This window comes from Robinsoniella sp. KNHs210 (assembly GCF_000686105.1).
Taxonomy (GTDB): Bacteria; Bacillota; Clostridia; order Lachnospirales; family Lachnospiraceae; genus Robinsoniella; species Robinsoniella peoriensis.
Genome location: NZ_JMLZ01000002.1, coordinates 829,405 through 845,483, shown reverse-complemented (window position 1 = coordinate 845,483; position 16,079 = coordinate 829,405). Strand labels below are relative to the sequence as shown.

General features: G+C 39.0%; 13 protein-coding genes and 3 tRNA genes. 2 read left to right on the top strand and 14 right to left on the bottom strand.

What is annotated here, in order from left to right:
- Positions 1-36 precede the first annotated feature (36 nt).
- The 9 genes from CD03_RS0110520 to CD03_RS0110480 form a co-directional block, all read right to left on the bottom strand.
- The gene (locus CD03_RS0110520; RefSeq protein WP_027293595.1) at positions 37-3,087 is read right to left on the bottom strand and encodes a leucine-rich repeat protein; all 3,051 of its coding nucleotides are present in this window, start codon (positions 3,085-3,087) and stop codon (positions 37-39) included.
- Between the two features lie 243 nt (positions 3,088-3,330).
- Complete coding sequence (gene aspS, locus CD03_RS0110515) at positions 3,331-5,139, bottom strand: aspartate--tRNA ligase (RefSeq protein ID WP_027293594.1); 1,809 nt, start codon at positions 5,137-5,139, stop codon at positions 3,331-3,333.
- 66 nt (positions 5,140-5,205) lie between these two features.
- A complete protein-coding gene (hisS, locus tag CD03_RS0110510) occupies positions 5,206-6,450 on the bottom strand; it encodes a histidine--tRNA ligase (RefSeq protein ID WP_027293593.1) in 1,245 nt (414 codons plus the stop codon).
- Positions 6,447-7,061 (bottom strand): HD-GYP domain-containing protein, encoded by a 615-nt coding sequence (locus tag CD03_RS33150; protein WP_044289295.1) that lies wholly within the window; start codon positions 7,059-7,061, stop codon positions 6,447-6,449. Before CD03_RS33150 ends, hisS begins: the two co-directional genes overlap by 4 nt.
- The gene (gene hemZ / locus CD03_RS0110500; protein ID WP_027293592.1) at positions 7,058-8,530 is read right to left on the bottom strand and encodes a coproporphyrinogen dehydrogenase HemZ; all 1,473 of its coding nucleotides are present in this window, start codon (positions 8,528-8,530) and stop codon (positions 7,058-7,060) included. Before hemZ ends, CD03_RS33150 begins: the two co-directional genes overlap by 4 nt.
- A 22-nt stretch (positions 8,531-8,552) precedes the next feature.
- On the bottom strand, positions 8,553-9,182 hold the full coding sequence (locus CD03_RS0110495) for an MBL fold metallo-hydrolase (protein WP_027293591.1): 630 nt from the start codon (positions 9,180-9,182) through the stop codon (positions 8,553-8,555).
- 12 nt (positions 9,183-9,194) lie between these two features.
- A complete protein-coding gene (locus tag CD03_RS0110490) occupies positions 9,195-11,495 on the bottom strand; it encodes a RelA/SpoT family protein (protein ID WP_027293590.1) in 2,301 nt (766 codons plus the stop codon).
- Between the two features lie 45 nt (positions 11,496-11,540).
- Positions 11,541-12,065 carry an adenine phosphoribosyltransferase gene (locus CD03_RS0110485; protein WP_027293589.1) on the bottom strand — a complete coding sequence of 175 codons (525 nt, stop codon included), beginning with the start codon at positions 12,063-12,065 and terminating at the stop codon, positions 11,541-11,543.
- A gap of 559 nt (positions 12,066-12,624) precedes the next feature.
- Positions 12,625-12,708: transfer RNA gene (locus CD03_RS0110480), tRNA-Leu, on the bottom strand.
- A gap of 212 nt (positions 12,709-12,920) precedes the next feature.
- Between CD03_RS0110480 and CD03_RS0110475 the strand changes: the two genes are divergently transcribed.
- Together CD03_RS0110475 and CD03_RS37780 are read left to right on the top strand one after the other, a co-directional pair.
- A tRNA-Leu gene (locus tag CD03_RS0110475) sits at positions 12,921-13,004 on the top strand.
- An 893-nt stretch (positions 13,005-13,897) separates the two neighbouring features.
- A complete protein-coding gene (locus CD03_RS37780; protein ID WP_156042856.1) occupies positions 13,898-14,050 on the top strand; it encodes a hypothetical protein in 153 nt (50 codons plus the stop codon).
- 385 nt (positions 14,051-14,435) lie between these two features.
- Here CD03_RS37780 and CD03_RS37775 read toward each other — a convergent pair whose 3' ends face one another.
- From CD03_RS37775 to rpmI, 5 genes are all read right to left on the bottom strand, one after another.
- Positions 14,436-14,594 (bottom strand): hypothetical protein, encoded by a 159-nt coding sequence (locus CD03_RS37775; RefSeq protein ID WP_156042854.1) that lies wholly within the window; start codon positions 14,592-14,594, stop codon positions 14,436-14,438.
- A gap of 168 nt (positions 14,595-14,762) precedes the next feature.
- A complete protein-coding gene (locus CD03_RS0110455; protein ID WP_027293588.1) occupies positions 14,763-14,954 on the bottom strand; it encodes a hypothetical protein in 192 nt (63 codons plus the stop codon).
- Positions 14,955-15,289: 335 nt separating this feature from the next.
- Positions 15,290-15,361 (bottom strand) — tRNA-Asn (locus CD03_RS0110450).
- Between the two features lie 130 nt (positions 15,362-15,491).
- The gene (gene rplT / locus CD03_RS0110445) at positions 15,492-15,848 is read right to left on the bottom strand and encodes a 50S ribosomal protein L20 (RefSeq protein ID WP_027293587.1); all 357 of its coding nucleotides are present in this window, start codon (positions 15,846-15,848) and stop codon (positions 15,492-15,494) included.
- A gap of 25 nt (positions 15,849-15,873) precedes the next feature.
- Entirely contained in the window at positions 15,874-16,071 is a 198-nt protein-coding gene (rpmI, locus tag CD03_RS0110440) for a 50S ribosomal protein L35 (RefSeq protein ID WP_027293586.1), read from the bottom strand.
- Positions 16,072-16,079: the final 8 nt, after the last annotated feature.

Sequence of the window (16,079 nt, the reverse complement as noted above, 5' to 3'; positions counted from 1 at the left end):
CGGAAACTACATGCAGATGCAGTTTCCGTTTTTTATTTATTTTACTTTTACCGCTGCGGCTTTACTGTAAGATCCGTAAATACGCTTTCCGGTAGAGTCTTCTTTATACGCACGCACCTTTACATAATACTTTCTGCCGCTTTTCAGCTTCGTAACAGTCTTGTTCAGCAATCCCGTATTCAAAGACTTTTTGCCTTTTGTAAAGGAAGAATTTGCTGCATATAAAATCTGATAGCCCTTTGCTCCCTTTACCTCTTTTGTGGATACAACCATCCGGGTCTTCGTTGTACTGGATAAGCTGATCCCAGATACTTTTTTCACTTTAACCTTTGTCCACTGGGCATAGACGGTGCGGTTCTTTGCCGACTTAATCTTTTTGTCAGAAGTAATTTTACTTCCGCCCTTTTTCTTGGTATACCAGCCTTTAAACTCATATCCTGCTCGTTTAACAGATGGCAGTGTTCCATAGAATGATCCGTATTTAATGGTCTTAGATGCCTTACCAGACTTACCGCCATTACCATTAAACTTAACTTCATAATTCATTTTTGAAGGTATGGTTACCTTTTTGCCCTTCTTCACCTTATTGTTTCCACTGCCTTTTGAAGCTACGATTTTGCTGATGTTCTTACAGTTCTTTCCGTAATCCAGAGTTAAGCCTGAGCCATTAATTCCTGCATTGTAGAAAGTCTGGAAGTAAGCCTCTACACCATCGATTTCGTCATCATCTTCATACGCACCATCTTCGAAGATCGGATCTGTCAAATTTGCATTTATAATCATCTTTCCTTGTAGATTTACACATCCATTGAAGGTATCAATCATATTATAAACACTCTTTGGGATATCAGGTGCCTGGCGCAAATTAGTGCAGTTTTTAAATGTTCCCATCAAATCCACTACATTATTTGATATGGCATAGACCTGCTTCAAACTACTACATCCGGAAAAAGCATATCGCATGTACTTAACTGAATCCGGAATTTCTGTAACTATTTCCAAAGAAGTACATCCAGCAAATGTATTATACATTTGTTTAACACCATTCGGTATTGTTGGCATCTTTGTTAAGCTTTCACAGTTATAAAATGTCCAGTCCAAAGAAGTAACTCCTTTGGGTATTGTAGGTGCTTTCTTTAAACTTTTACATCCACGGAATGTATCTGATAATTGTTTTAAAGAAGCAGGTAGCTTTGGCGCTTCTTCCATACTGATACAACCAGTAAATGTATAATTCAGATTTGATACTGTATCAGGTATCTTGGGTGCTTTCTTTAAACTTTTACATCCCAGAAATGTCTCTTCCATATTTATAACACCTGATGGTATCGACGGTGCAACCTGAATAGTTTCACAATCTGCCAGATATCCGGAGATATCCACAATCCCCTTTGGAATCCTTGGCGCCTTTACAAGATTGGTACATCCTGAAAAAGCATATGTCAAAGATTTAACCGTAGTTGGAAACTCAGGAACACTCGTAAGACTTCTACAATCCGCAAATGCTCTACTAACATCCTTTACTTTGGCTGGCAAATCCGGCACTTTTAAAAGATTAACACATCCATTAAAAATCCCCGAAATGTCTGTGGCACTTTTGGGCAAATTTCCAATTTCCTTCAAAGCAGTACAACCACTAAATGCATAACTTGCATTTTTTATGCCATTAGGAATCTCATAGATTCCTTCCAGACTTATACACTCTTTAAAAGCAGATTGAATATCAAGAGTACCTGTTGGTATTCCTGTAACTTTTTGAAGATTCCTACATCCTGCAAACGCAAACTGCATGTTATTATCTTCAAACTTTACCCCATCTTCAAAATTAATAGAACTGATCACTTTATTATTTGTAAATACACCATTCGATCCTCTTTTTCCTGCTTTACCAACTACTATCTTATATTCAATTTTATCAAGTTTCACCATTTTAGGAACAACAACCTCAGCTCCCACATCTAAATATTTATGAAGTGTAATTGTTTTTGTCTTTTCATTAACATCATAATTCCATTTACCTGTAAAATTATCATATGTCCATGCAGCATACAATATTTGGCTATCATTTGCTTTATATACCATTTCTGGTGTGACTTTATGACTTTCTTCCTTGTCGGTATACCAACCTTTGAATATATATCCATTTCTGACAGGCGTTGGTAATGCACCGTATGATTCACCCGTTGTAACATCTTTGCTTTCTTGTGAAACACTTCCTCCATTTGGATCGAAAATTATCTGACATTTATTTCTTGCTGATTTATTACCAACTATCATACCTTTTACTATATTAGTACGTTCGCCCCCTTGAGTAGCTATAATTTGTTCAATATTGAGACAATCTTTTGTATAATTCACAATAAGACTATTTTTTCCTGTAGATGCATTTAAAAAGCAATTCTCAAAATTATCCGGATTGCCTGATATTGTAATTTCTCCTTTCAGTCTGCTGCAATTTTCAAATGCATTTTCCAAGTTCGTTATCTCTGAAGGTAAATTATTTACTTGCTCTAAGGTGTCACATCCTGAAAACATATAAGATAAGTCGTTATTTTCAATTTTCACTCCCTTTTCAAAAGTAACTGACTTAATTTTTTTATTATTTGTAAACGCTCCTAATAGAATTTCACCCTGATCATCTGATATGTATTCTGCATTTTTTAACATTATATCATATGGTTGTCCTTTTATATCGATTTCCTTTGGAACATTTACAATTTCATCGCTCCCAACATACTGTTTCAATAAAATTATTTTCTCAGAATCCAATATATCATAATCCCAGTTTTGTGATAAATATATATTGTCTATTTCCAGCTCGGTCTCGATTTCTGTTGCATCCCATATTTCTGTTTCAGACTCTGTCGATTCGGTTTTAATTGTCTCTTTCTCGTCGGTTTCTACTACAGTATCTGTCACTTCTTCCTTTAACAATTCTGTCTCTGAAACAGTTTCCATTTCATCAACCTGATCTGATTTCTGTGTGATGTTTTTCTCATCTGCTAATGCTGTAATACCAGATGTACTGATAATAGAAGCACAAATTAATACACTCAAAATCTTTTTACACACTTTTTTTCTTCTCATAACCCACTCTTCCTTTCTTTTTTTAAACAATATTTTCTGATGTTACATTGTGCAATATGTCAGCTTTTGCTTTGATTTTACACTATAATTAATCTAATTATAACATATAATATTATATATGTTTGAATTTTTTCTTAATTTGTAGCTGCCATTTACACAAAAAAACTATCCAACTGCATGTAGGATCAATAAAACATGGCCCTTTTTTTGCAAGTTGGATAGTAATGATACGATCATTCAATTTTACTCTGATTCTTTTTCTTCTTCCTGAGCCGCTACTATTTTCAGTTCTAATTCATCTAACTGCTTCTCATCTACAACCCCCGGTGCTCCTGTCATCAGGCAGGACGCATCCTTCACTTTCGGGAATGCAATCACTTCACGGATGCTGTCTTCTTTTGTCATCAGCATGATCAGCCTGTCCAGTCCATAAGCCAGTCCTGCGTGGGGTGGAACTCCGTATTTAAATGCATTTAACAGGTATCCGAAACGCTCCTCTGCCTGTTCTTTTGTGAATCCCAGAACTTCAAACATTTTTGCCTGAACATCATTCTGGAAGATTCGGACACTGCCGCCTCCGAGCTCGGTACCGTTAAGTACGATATCGTATGCTTTCGCTCTGACTGCACCAGGATCTGTATCGATCTTATCTAAATCTTCTTCCATCGGCATGGTAAATGGATGATGCATAGCTGCAAAACGCTGCTGTTCTTCTGACCACTCCAGAAGCGGAAACTCCGTTACCCAGAGGAACTTATAATCATCCTTAGAGAGAATTTCCATATTTTTTGCAATCTCAAGGCGAAGATTTCCTAATACATCCCAGACAACCTTATTCTTATCCGCCGCAAACAGCAGTAAATCCCCAGGTTCTCCACCCATTGCTGCAACGATTGCTTTTAATTCCTCTTCTGACATAAATTTCGCAAAGGAGGACTTAAAAGTGCCATCCGGATTGATCACCAGGTAGGCAAGACCTTTGGCGCCATAGCCTTTGGCAAATTCAACAAGTGCATCTATTTTCTTACGAGGCATGCTTCCCTGCCCTTTCGCATTAATGCCGCGTACACTTCCGCCATTATCCAGGGCTCCTTTAAATACTACAAATCCGCAGTCCTTTACAACTTCTGATATATCTTTTAATTCCATACCAAAACGGATATCCGGTTTATCGGACCCATAACGATCCATTGCATCCTGCCATGTCATTCTCGGAATCGGAAGTGGCACATCAATACCGATAGCTTCCTTGAAGATCTTAGCTAACAGTCTTTCGTTGACTTCAATTACATCATCTATGTCTACAAAAGACATCTCCATATCGATCTGTGTAAATTCCGGCTGTCTGTCCGCCCTTAAATCCTCATCACGGAAACATTTTGCAATCTGGAAGTAGCGGTCAAAACCGGAACACATCAGCAGCTGCTTAAATAACTGGGGTGACTGTGGAAGAGCATAGAAATTACCGGGATGCACACGGCTTGGAACCAGGTAATCACGAGCACCTTCCGGGGTACTATTTATTAAAATCGGAGTTTCAATTTCCAGGAAGCCTTCTTCCGCAAGGAAAGTTCGTACAGAAGTAGCCACCTTACTTCTTAGCATCAGGTTTCTCTGAAGATTTGGTCTTCTAAGGTCTAAATATCGGTATTTTAAACGAAGTTCATCTTTTGTCTGGATATTTTCCTCTACCGGGAAAGGCGGTGTATCAGATTCAGAAAGAATACGAAGTTCCGTAGCGCGAAGCTCCCATTCTCCTGTTGCCAGATGTTCATTTACAGCTCCGGAACGGTTTTCCAGAATTCCTTTTACTGCAATTACAAATTCACTGCGCAGTTTTCCTGCTTTCTCAAATCCCTCTGTTCCAATATCATTTTCATCAAACACGATCTGAAGTATCCCGGAGCGGTCTCTCAGATCCACAAAGATCAGACTTCCAAGATTTCTCCTTTTCTGTACCCATCCCATTGCAATGATCTCGGTACTAATGTCGGACTTTGTAACCTCCGCACATCTGTGTGTTCTCTTAAGGCCTTTCATTGATTCTGCCATTTCTCTTATCCTCCATCATCAAAGCGGACATTTAAAATCCACTTTGTTACTTTTATTATACACGCTCTAAACAAATAATCCCGGAATATCCGTTAATGCCACTTCTGTCTGTTCCCCGGTTTCCATATCTTTTACCCTTGCCACACCTTTTTCAAGCTCGTCAGAACCGATGACCACCGTTTTCTTTGCTCCGATTTTGTTCGCATATTTCATCTGGGCTTTCACGCTGCGGTCCATATAGTCTGTTTCCACGATAATTCCGTGGCTTCTGATTTCATTTACAAGCTTATATGCCTTTGCTTTCGCTTCTTTTCCCAGAATTCCCACATATAATTCAACCGAATCTTCTGACGGGAGCTGAACACCTTCTTTTTCCAGGAAGTATAAAATTCGTTCGATCCCCATTCCAAATCCTACCGAAGGAATATCCTGCTTCTCATCGATTTCATGAATCAGTCCGTCATAACGTCCGCCTCCGCAGAGTGTAAAACCTTCCGAATTTACAAATTCAAAAACAGTTTTTGTATAGTAGTCCAGTCCTCTGACAATTCCCGTATCTATTTCGTAGGGCACGTTTAATTCATCTAATAGTGCCTGTAATTCCTCAAAGTGCTCTCTGCACTCCTCATCCAGATATTCAATTGTTCTAGGTGCCTTGTCCACAATCGTTTTACAGGTATCCACTTTACAGTCTAAAACACGAAGGGGATTTTTCAGCATTCTCTCACGACAGGTGGGACATAGCTGTTCTTCATGTTCTTTTAAGTACGCAAGGAGGGCATCATTATAAGTTTTACGGCAATCCTTGCAGCCGATACTGTTAATATGAAGCTTTGCATCGGATAATCCTAATTTACGAATCAGGGTAGATACCAGTGTAATCACTTCGACTTCTGCCAATGGACTTTTGGATCCTACAAATTCCACTCCGAACTGGTGATGCTGTCTGAGTCTGCCGCTTTGAGGTTTTTCATAACGAAATGCCGGTGTCACATAAAATAATTTTGTAGGTGCAGGCTGTGCGTACATGTTGTGCTCCAGGTAAGCTCTCATAACCGGGGAGGTGCCCTCCGGCTTTAAAGTAATGCTGCGGTCACCTTTATCTAAAAAGGTATACATCTCTTTTTGTACTACGTCTGTCGTTTCCCCAACTCCACGCTGGAACAACACAGTATGCTCGAACATAGGGGTAATAATTTCAGAGATATGATACGTTTTTGCTAGATCTCTTGCTATTTTTTCTACCAGGGTACGCTTGTGCATCTCTTCTCCGTACCAATCCTGTACTCCTCTGGGTGCCTGTGTAATCATGACAAGTCCTCCTCTATTTCAATCTCTATATTTTCTTTGTCTAATATTTCTTCTATCCCATCTTGATGTATGACTCTTAAAAATGCAAGGAATATTTTCATATCGAAATTCTTTACTTCCGCAATCATCAATTCCACAGCAGCATCCATTTCAAAAGACCTGCGGTATGGACGGTCGGAAGTTAAAGCCGCAAAGACATCGCACACTCTTAAGATCCTTGCTCCTATAGGGATCTCTTCCTCTGCCAGATTGGATGGATATCCAGTACCATCGTAGTTTTCGTGATGATACAGAATACTGTCCAAAACTTTCATGGAATAACCCTCTTTATGCAAAATAGCATAACTGAGCGTAGAGTGTGTACGAACATACCGCATCTCTTCAACCGTTAAGGTTTCTTCTTCCCGTCCATAGATATATTTTGCAAGTTCCATCTTACCTATATCATGGAGAAAACCGGCAATTGCCATCTCATGGCAATCTTCCTCACAAAGGCCCAGTTCTCTGGACACACGGCTGGCCAGATTACTGACACACATTCCATGTGCAATTTCCTTTGCAAGATCTATTTGTATGATGTGACATGTTCGTTGTTTACGAGTTTCTGTCATTCCAATTCCCCTTCGTATAGTAAGAAGCCTTTTCGCTTCCGTTCTATCATTTCATCAATACGTTCGATATAACCTTTAATATCTTTTACATTTTCTATGCGTTCAATATGTTCCTCATCCGGCACAATTTTGGTAGCTGCTCCCGCCCCCAATGCCAGAATACTCTGTTTTTCTTCCATAATCAGAATATTGTAAATACCTGCTTTATCCGGCTTAGCATAACCCACATTTTCAAAATTTCCCGCCATATTCTTCTGTCGGTACAGGTAATAAGGTGTCAGTCCGCTTTTGCTCACATAATCAGATGTCATGTCCATAATTTCCTGATTATTCGTAAATGTCATCTCTTTATACTGATCTCTAAACATGTTCAGCCTTGCCGCGCGTTTCACTGCAAGGGAATGGACTGTAATACTTTCCGGATCCATCTCCACTACTTCCTGAAGTGTATGCTCCACCTCAGATTTACCTTCACCTGGAAGTCCTACAATCAAATCCATGTTAATATTATCGAATCCTGCATCCCGTGCCAGAGCAAATGCTTCTTTGGTCTGCGCCACCGTATGGCGCCTGCCTATAATATCCAGCGTCTTATCATTCATCGTCTGAGGATTTATCGAAATCCTGGTAACCGGATGTCTGCGTATCGCCTCTAACTTTTCCATTGTAATACTGTCAGGCCTTCCGGCTTCCACCGTGTACTCCTGGATTTTATTGATATCAAAACAGGATTCAATCTTATTCATAAGACGCTCTATCTGTTCCGGTTCCAAAGTCGTAGGTGTTCCTCCCCCTATATAAATCGTATTGAGTTCACGGTTTTTATAGAGCTTTGCAGCAAACTCCATCTCCTTACAAAGTGCGTCAAGATAAGCGTCCACTTTATGCTTCCACACGGACAGCGGGCTGGAACTAAACGAACAATAGAGACAGATACTGGGGCAAAATGGAATTCCTATATATAGACTATAACCATTTTTATAATTAATATCCTTTAAAATATAGCTTTCCCGGTTTGCAATCATAACACTCAGTGAGGTTTTTTCATTGCTGCAATAATATGTATTGCGCATATAATCCGCTATCTCAGTATTCTTAAGTCCCTGTTCTAACAGAGCCATTGGAATCTTCGTAGGGCGAATGCCTGTCAACGTCCCCCAGGGCAGTTCCTGACCCGAACGTTCTCTAAGCATTTCATAAAGCAGGCGTTTCAGCCTGTTTTTTGTTTCCTTACGATTGGCATAATAATCCAGCTGAATGCTTCGTCCATCCAGCTTTTCCCGATCCGGTCCATAAAATGTTATAGCAATGCCGGTGTCACTGTAGGATATCATGATATAAAAATCAAAAGACCCTTCCACCAGATCTTCCCCGTAATAGACAGGTACATCCACCCCCGGATAGAATGCTCTCACCAGTGAATGGATATCATATTCGAAATCTCTCTTATTCAATTGTACTGCAATCATCATTTTCTCCTGTAAAACGATATTAAGCAAAAGGATTATACTTTTTTTCGTGACCGATGTCTGTCATAGATTCATGCCCTGGGCAGACCTGCGTATCTTCCGGCAAAGTGTTTAAAAGCTCTTTTACCGATCGTGATAATTCCGCCTGGTTTCCGGTTGGAAAATCAGTTCTGCCTATACTTTCACGAAATAATGTATCCCCGCTGAATAAGGTCTTTTCTTCCGGCAGGTAATAACATGCCCCGCCTTTTGTATGTCCCGGTGTATGCAATACTTTGATTTTGAAGCCCGCAAGTTCTGCTTCTTCCTGATTCTTAAAATAGCGGTCTGCCTTAATCACAAACGGCAGTCCAAACATCGAGGATAAGTTTAAATGATTATCCTCAGTGACCGCCTTTTCCTGCTCTAATACACAGACTGGAACCTGGAGCTCTTTCTTCAAATCCATAGCTGCACCAGTATGGTCAAAATGACCATGGGTTAATAAAATGGCTGCCACTTTAACCTGCAGGCTTTTTATCTTTTGTATAATCGCCTGTGCTCTGTCTGCCGGATCTATAATAACAGCTTCTTTGTTCTCTTCGTTGATTGCCAGATAACAATTGGTCTGCACCATCCCCAGCACCATCTTCTCGATATGCAGCTTACTCATACAACCTACTCCTTATCCGGTGGTACGTTCAATATCAATCACGCTTTCCACCTGTCTGATTTTTTCAATAAGACTGTTTAGAACTTCCCGTCCCGGCACATCAAAGCTCATGGCAATGGTTGCCGTTCCCTGTTTGCTTGTTCTGGAATTTACACTGGTAACATCAATCTTACGTTCGGTAAAAATCCTGGATATATCTACCAGAAGTCCGGTTCTGTTATTACCGTAGATCTTAATCTCTGCAGTATAAAGTCCATTAGATCCGGTTTCCTCCGGCTCCTGCCATTCAGCATCAATAAGACGTACCCTGTCTTCTCCACCCAGATTAATAATATTTACACAATCTGTCCTGTGAATTGACACACCTCTTCCTCTAGTAACAAATCCAACGATTTCATCTCCCGGTACAGGGCTGCAGCATTTGGAAAAACGTACAGCAACATCATGAATGCCTTTTACGACAATGCCGCTTTTCGTTCTGGCAATGCGGACTTTTTCTTTTGATTCTGCTGCTTCAATAATATTTTCATCCGTGATCTGCTTCTTATGCTGCTTCTGATACTCCTCCAGAAGTTTGTTCACCACCTGGCCCTCTTTCAGTCCGCCATGGCCGATGGCCGCCAATACAGATTCCCAGTCCCGGAAACCATATTTACGCATCACACTTTCCATATATGCCGGCTTTGTAATGTCGCTTTGTACAATTGCTTTGGATTTGCAATACTGTGCAAACATTTCCTTGCCTTTAATAATATTATCTTCTTTCAGTTCATTCTTAAACCATTGGTTAATCTTGTTCTTTGCCTGAGTACTTTTTACAATCCCCAGCCAGTCACGGCTTGGACCTCTGGAATTTTGTGAAGTCACAATCTCAATACGGTCTCCGTTTTGAATCACGTAATCGATATTCACAAGCTTGCCATTTACTCTTGCACCAATCATTTTGTTCCCAACTGCACTGTGGATACTGTAAGCAAAATCAATTGGTGTTGAACCATTTGGAAGGTTCTTCACATCTCCCGCAGGTGTGAAGCAGTATACATTCTCGGCAAACAAATCCAAATCACTTTTTAACAGGCTCATGAATTCTTTATTGTCAGACATATCACGCTGCCATTCCAGAATCTGACGCAGCCAGCTTAATTTTTCTTCTTCCTGCTCAGCCACTCCTTTTTTACCGTCGGAGCTTTCCTTGTATTTCCAATGGGCAGCAATACCAAATTCTGCTGTCCGGTGCATTTCAAATGTACGGATCTGAATTTCAAAAGGCTGACCGCTGGGGCCAATCAAGGTGGTATGCAGGGATTGGTACATGTTGGGCTTAGGCATCGCAATGTAATCCTTAAAACGCCCCGGAATCGGTTTATACATCTCGTGAATTACCCCGAGAGCTGCATAACAATCCTTCACTGTGTCCACAATTATCCGAACTGCAAACAAATCATAGATCTGTTCAATCGTCTTCTGCTGATTGACCATTTTCTTATAGATACTAAAGAAATGTTTCACCCTTCCATCAATCTGCGCCCTAATCCCGGCACTTTCTACATGGAGGCTGACTTCATCGACAATACTCTGCACGAACTGCTCCCGCTCCGTTTTACGCAGTGAAACTTTTTCCACAAGGTCATAGTACACTTCAGGCTCCAGATATTTTAAAGAAAGATCATCCAGCTCCACTTTAATCTTGGAAATACCAAGCCGTTGGGCAATGGGTGCATAAATATCCATGGTTTCCCTTGCTTTTTCCTTCTGCTTTTCCGGCTTCATATACTTCAAAGTCCGCATGTTATGCAGTCTGTCCGCCAGTTTAATTAATATAACCCGAATGTCTTTCGCCATTGCCAAAAACATTTTACGCAGGTTCTCCGCCTGAACTTCAACTTTATCTGCTGAATAGGACAACTGCCCCAGTTTGGTTACGCCATCCACCAGAAGTTCCACCTCTGCACCAAATTCCCTGCGTACCTCATCGGAAGTCAGAACCGTGTCTTCCACCACATCGTGCAGAAGTCCTGCTACAATGGTTTCTTTATCCAGTTCCAGATCCGCAAGTATGATTGCAACACTTAAAGGATGGATAATATATGGTTCTCCTGATTTCCTCTTCTGATCCTGATGGGCATCATTCGCAAGATGATACGCCTTTTCGATCATCGAGATATCGGTAGACGGATGATATTTTCTAACACTGCTGATCAGCTCATCATACAGGATATCCGGGCTCGTAAAATCAGCCATGCCCTTTATAATGGCATCCGCCTTTTTAATCTTATCTAATTTTTCATTTTTAATCGTCCCATTCATTGGCATTCATATCACCATCTTCTAATTGTTATATTCGCTGCTGTTTTGCGTCTATATACCCTCATAGCAGAGCACAGACTGAACATCATAGCCTTTCAGACGTTCTCTGCCTTTCAGCCCTGCAAGTTCCATTAAAAATACAATCTTGACTACTTCTCCGCCCAGACTTTCAATCAGCTTCACGCTGGCTTCTATAGTTCCGCCTGTAGCAATTAAATCATCAATAATAACAACCTTCTGTCCAGGCTTAACCGCATCCTTGTGAATTTCAATTTCGGCACTGCCATACTCCAGGTCATATTCCTCAGAAATTGTCTCACAGGGCAATTTCCCCTTTTTCCTCACAGGTACAAAGGAAGTATGCAAATTATATGCCAGGGGCATTCCAAAAATGAATCCTCTGGATTCTGTTCCAACAATTACATCTACCGGTATATCTCCAATTAATTCCTGCATGGAATCAATTGCAAGCTTCAATCCGTCTGCATCCTGCAAAATACTGGTAACATCTCTGAAAATAACTCCTGGTTCCGGAAAATCCGGGATACTTCTTACATAATCGTCTAGCTTCTTCATCCTGTTCTCCATTCTAAATTCAATCATTCTTCTTTATTTATCAATTTAACTTATCCATAAGTATATCATTTATCTATCGAATTATCAATTGTAAACTCCTTCAAAATTAGGCGCAAAAAAAGATGCAAAATGGTATATTTGCATCTTTTTTCTGTTATAGTGTCGTATTATGTGGTTTTTTTCTACTTTATGGGCATGAATTCCATTTATAAAGGAGCGTATTTTGAGGGCAAACTCCACGAGGCCATGCCCCTTCTGTATTTATTAACCAGTCATGCAGTTCCTCATTTGCTAAAACGTATCACCGAACCATCAGCTTATAAGATTCCCAAACCGGACTCAGAAGCAGAAACCGTCATATTATAAGTTGCAGTTCCTATCGATTATGCATTACAAATTTCATAGAATACGTTCTTCCGTTCCTATCGGACATAACAAATCTATCCCCAGTGTATTGATCAAGTATATGGTACCCCCATACTTTTCAATAATACGTAAAACAAAAAATAGCCCTCTTTTCAGAAGACTACTCTTATATAAAAAACTAATATTTCTTTGATGCGGAAGATGGGACTTGAACCCACACGATATTGCTACCACAGGCACCTGAAGCCTGCGCGTCTGCCAATTCCGCCACTTCCGCGTTCTATGTAGTTACTTGCGCAACTTACATGCTATATAATACAATATTTGTAACCGCTTGTCAACAAGAATTTTAAATTTTTTCAAAAATTTATACAAATAAAAAATTTTCAACTTTTTTCGATTTTAGTGTTGACATCTGTTCCTACCAATGCTATAATTCTATCTGTTCGCAGCTGAGAGAAACACATCACAGCGGATATAACTACATAGGCGGGAGTGCTGGAATTGGCAGACAGGCAAGACTAAGGATCTTGTGTATGCATGTACGTGTGGGTTCAAGTCCCATCTCCCGCATAGTTAATTTTGAGAAGAATACCTAATTTATTGGGTATTCTTTTTTTGTTCAATCAAACTGTGCTATTTTTTACTCCCCCCTCTCAGGTTACGAGATTAGTTTGTGGGAGATTGGTCCAGGATGAAGGGCACATAGCGGGCTACATAACCCAATCTTTTCATTTTCCATATAATTTTCTTAATAGAATCACAAGCTTTTTTAGAAATGCTTTATTCCCACGTCATAATCTTGACACAAATATTCGATATACTAATATCATCAAATGAAGGACAGCGGTTTCACAACATAAATAAATTAGCTTACCTATCGTGGACTGCCGTTGGACTTCGACTAACAATTATCCAAACAATATTGGTTAACATAAACTTTTTCATAACTCAGCCCTGTACTCACAGTACAGGGCTCTCCCTCCGTTCAGAGATATAAAAAAATATCGCAGCCACGAGCCAACCATGACCACCCAGTCCGATTTATCAGGTTGAAATCCGTAAAAATTAATGGGTATCATCAGCATAAGCAAAAAATATTTATGAGAACCAGACTCTATCTATTTCATATTTCCCTACCAATTTCTTAATACAATCTAAAGCTTTTTTATAAATCATTTATTTCTCTGCCACACTTCGGACACAAATCTTCGGTATACTAAATATATCAAATGAAGAACAGCGGTTTTACCTAACACCTTGTTATGTGAGCTGCCGCTGGACTTCGACAAACAACTATCCTATTATTGGTTTATATAAAATCTTTTTCATAACTCTGCCAGTACTGTTAACAGTACTGGCCTCCCTCTTTTTATGGACCTTTTTTACTTTTTTTCTGTCCATTTTTTCCCATGCATAATAAACTATAAATTACGAAATACTATCTCAAAAAAGGAGTGTGTATTATGGAAACTAAAAATACTAATAAAAATGATTATAAGTTTGCAGATATTAATGAATCCTGCAAAAGTGATATTGATGCATTAGAAAGCACTATCAGTAATAAGTTAAATAAACAAATTGCCATCGTTGCATACGAACACTCGGAAGAGGAATAATAATAATGTGGCTGCCGTGAATCCTTAAGATGTACGGCAGCCACATTACTTTTTTATTTTTGAGGGAGTCAGACTGGTAACGTCGTGGGGTTTTACCAGACTGAACGAGTTGTGAAATATACCAGCTTCCGCTAATATAATTTGTATATTAACATATTTATACAAAATTCGCAATAATCTAAATATAGAAATTTGTGTTATAATCCAAAAATTTTCTTGTTATAAAATGACCCTGCCGGAAGAAGATATACACTTCCCCCAACAGGGCAGAATATGATATTTCCTTTTTCTTTTGTTTCCCTACCTGTCAGGAGCCCCCCGGCACCACTTTAGAGCCTTTATCTGTGCTAATACGGCTTTCTTTCTCATATAGTATCCAAGAATCTTATTTACTGTTGTATTTACGCAAATATTCTATTTGCTCCCGATCTTCCTGATCTTTGTCTTTTGAATTACCGGATACCTGACATAAGGCTATTACAAAAACGCCGCTCGCCATTCCGGCAAAAAACAACCCGAATCCCATCAATATCTCCAGACCCATATGACAATCCCCCTGTAAGAATACACTTCTCTATTTATAATAATATGATAGACATATTTTTTTATACTTAATCACAGAAAGAATTAAATTTTCATATTAATCGCAAAAAATCCTGAAGACAGTGATTGTAAGCCAGTCTTCAGGATTTCTTAATTGAATTTGATTTTTTTACGACGGTATTACTTTAATTGTCCATGCATAACCATTCTTTGTCCATACTTTGTAGTCATTATCTTTATGATTATAAGTAATGTGATCCAATTCAGGATTTGCATTAACATTTATAATATTCATATACTCTATGGGATTCAGCTCCCAGTTTCTGCTTCGCAGATATGAATCAATTTCGTGACTGTACATCTGATGCCCTCCTGTCTGTGTTTTATTTTGTGCTTTATTTTGTGCTTTATTTTGTGTTCTATTTTTCTATTCTGTATTATTTCTTCTTAATCTTATTTTACCAATCTTATTTTGTATTTAAAATAGAAATTTTTATCGATTTGTGGTAATATTTTATCTTCTTTTGTAAATCTTTCGGTTTTTTAGCCGGAAAACAGGTTGTAATTAGATCTGATTACGGCCTGTCCACCACTATTTATCGTACAAAAAACGGAAGCCAACCACATAAAATGTTTAGGCTTCCGCAAATAATCTTCATTATGAAATTCTCTTACTCAGAAAATAAGCAGTAAAAACTCCCCGAGTTGGGCTCGAACCAACAACCCTTCGGTTAACAGCCGAATGCTCTACCATTGAGCTATCGAGGAATACAAATCATATTATAAACCTTATATGAAATATGTCAAGAGGGTTTTCGCACTTTTTCAAAGAATTCGATCGTCTTTTTACGACAAAATTCCCCGAAGATTAAGTATCCCCGGGGTATCTAAAACACTATTATGCCAATTTAGATTTAGCCAGCTCTGCAAGTGTTGCAAAACCTTCTGCATCATTAACAGCCATATCAGCTAAGATTTTTCTATTCATTTCAACTTCAGCAAGTTTTAATCCATACATAAATTTGCTGTAGGATAATCCGTTGATTCTAGCTGCTGCGTTGATACGAGCGATCCATAACTGTCTGAACTGACGTTTTCTTTCTTTTCTTCCTGCATAAGAGCTTGTCAATGCTCTCATTACGGACTGTTTTGCTACTTTATACTGTTTAGATCTGGCACCTCTGTAACCTTTTGCCAGCTTTAATGTTCTATTATGTCTTTTTTTAGCGTTCATTCCGCCTTTAATTCTTGCCATGTCTTATTTCCTCCTTCGCCTACTCTTATAAATAAGGTAAAATCTTCTTCATGTTTTTGAAATTTGTAGCATCTGTGATGATTGCTTTTCTTAAGTTTCTTTTTCTCTTGGCAGATTTTTTGGTTAAGATATGGCGCTTATAAGCTTTATTTCTTTTTAATTTACCTGTACCTGTTTTTTTGAAACGTTTCGCAGCTGCTCTGCTTGTTTTGATCTTTGGCATTGTATATG

What these genes read in the sequence shown, in the direction of transcription:
- CD03_RS0110520 (WP_027293595.1), bottom strand. Translation starts at nt 3,087, where the DNA reads ATGAGAAGAAAAAAAGTGTGTAAAAAGATTTTGAGTGTATTAATTTGT.
- aspS (WP_027293594.1), bottom strand. Translation starts at nt 5,139, where the DNA reads ATGGCAGAATCAATGAAAGGCCTTAAGAGAACACACAGATGTGCGGAG.
- hisS (WP_027293593.1), bottom strand. Translation starts at nt 6,450, where the DNA reads ATGATTACACAGGCACCCAGAGGAGTACAGGATTGGTACGGAGAAGAG.
- CD03_RS33150 (WP_044289295.1), bottom strand. Translation starts at nt 7,061, where the DNA reads ATGACAGAAACTCGTAAACAACGAACATGTCACATCATACAAATAGAT.
- hemZ (WP_027293592.1), bottom strand. Translation starts at nt 8,530, where the DNA reads ATGATTGCAGTACAATTGAATAAGAGAGATTTCGAATATGATATCCAT.
- CD03_RS0110495 (WP_027293591.1), bottom strand. Translation starts at nt 9,182, where the DNA reads ATGAGTAAGCTGCATATCGAGAAGATGGTGCTGGGGATGGTGCAGACC.
- CD03_RS0110490 (WP_027293590.1), bottom strand. Translation starts at nt 11,495, where the DNA reads ATGCCAATGAATGGGACGATTAAAAATGAAAAATTAGATAAGATTAAA.
- CD03_RS0110485 (WP_027293589.1), bottom strand. Translation starts at nt 12,065, where the DNA reads ATGAAGAAGCTAGACGATTATGTAAGAAGTATCCCGGATTTTCCGGAA.
- CD03_RS37780 (WP_156042856.1), top strand. Translation starts at nt 13,898, where the DNA reads ATGGAAACTAAAAATACTAATAAAAATGATTATAAGTTTGCAGATATT.
- CD03_RS37775 (WP_156042854.1), bottom strand. Translation starts at nt 14,594, where the DNA reads ATGGGTCTGGAGATATTGATGGGATTCGGGTTGTTTTTTGCCGGAATG.
- CD03_RS0110455 (WP_027293588.1), bottom strand. Translation starts at nt 14,954, where the DNA reads ATGTACAGTCACGAAATTGATTCATATCTGCGAAGCAGAAACTGGGAG.
- rplT (WP_027293587.1), bottom strand. Translation starts at nt 15,848, where the DNA reads ATGGCAAGAATTAAAGGCGGAATGAACGCTAAAAAAAGACATAATAGA.
- rpmI (WP_027293586.1), bottom strand. Translation starts at nt 16,071, where the DNA reads ATGCCAAAGATCAAAACAAGCAGAGCAGCTGCGAAACGTTTCAAAAAA.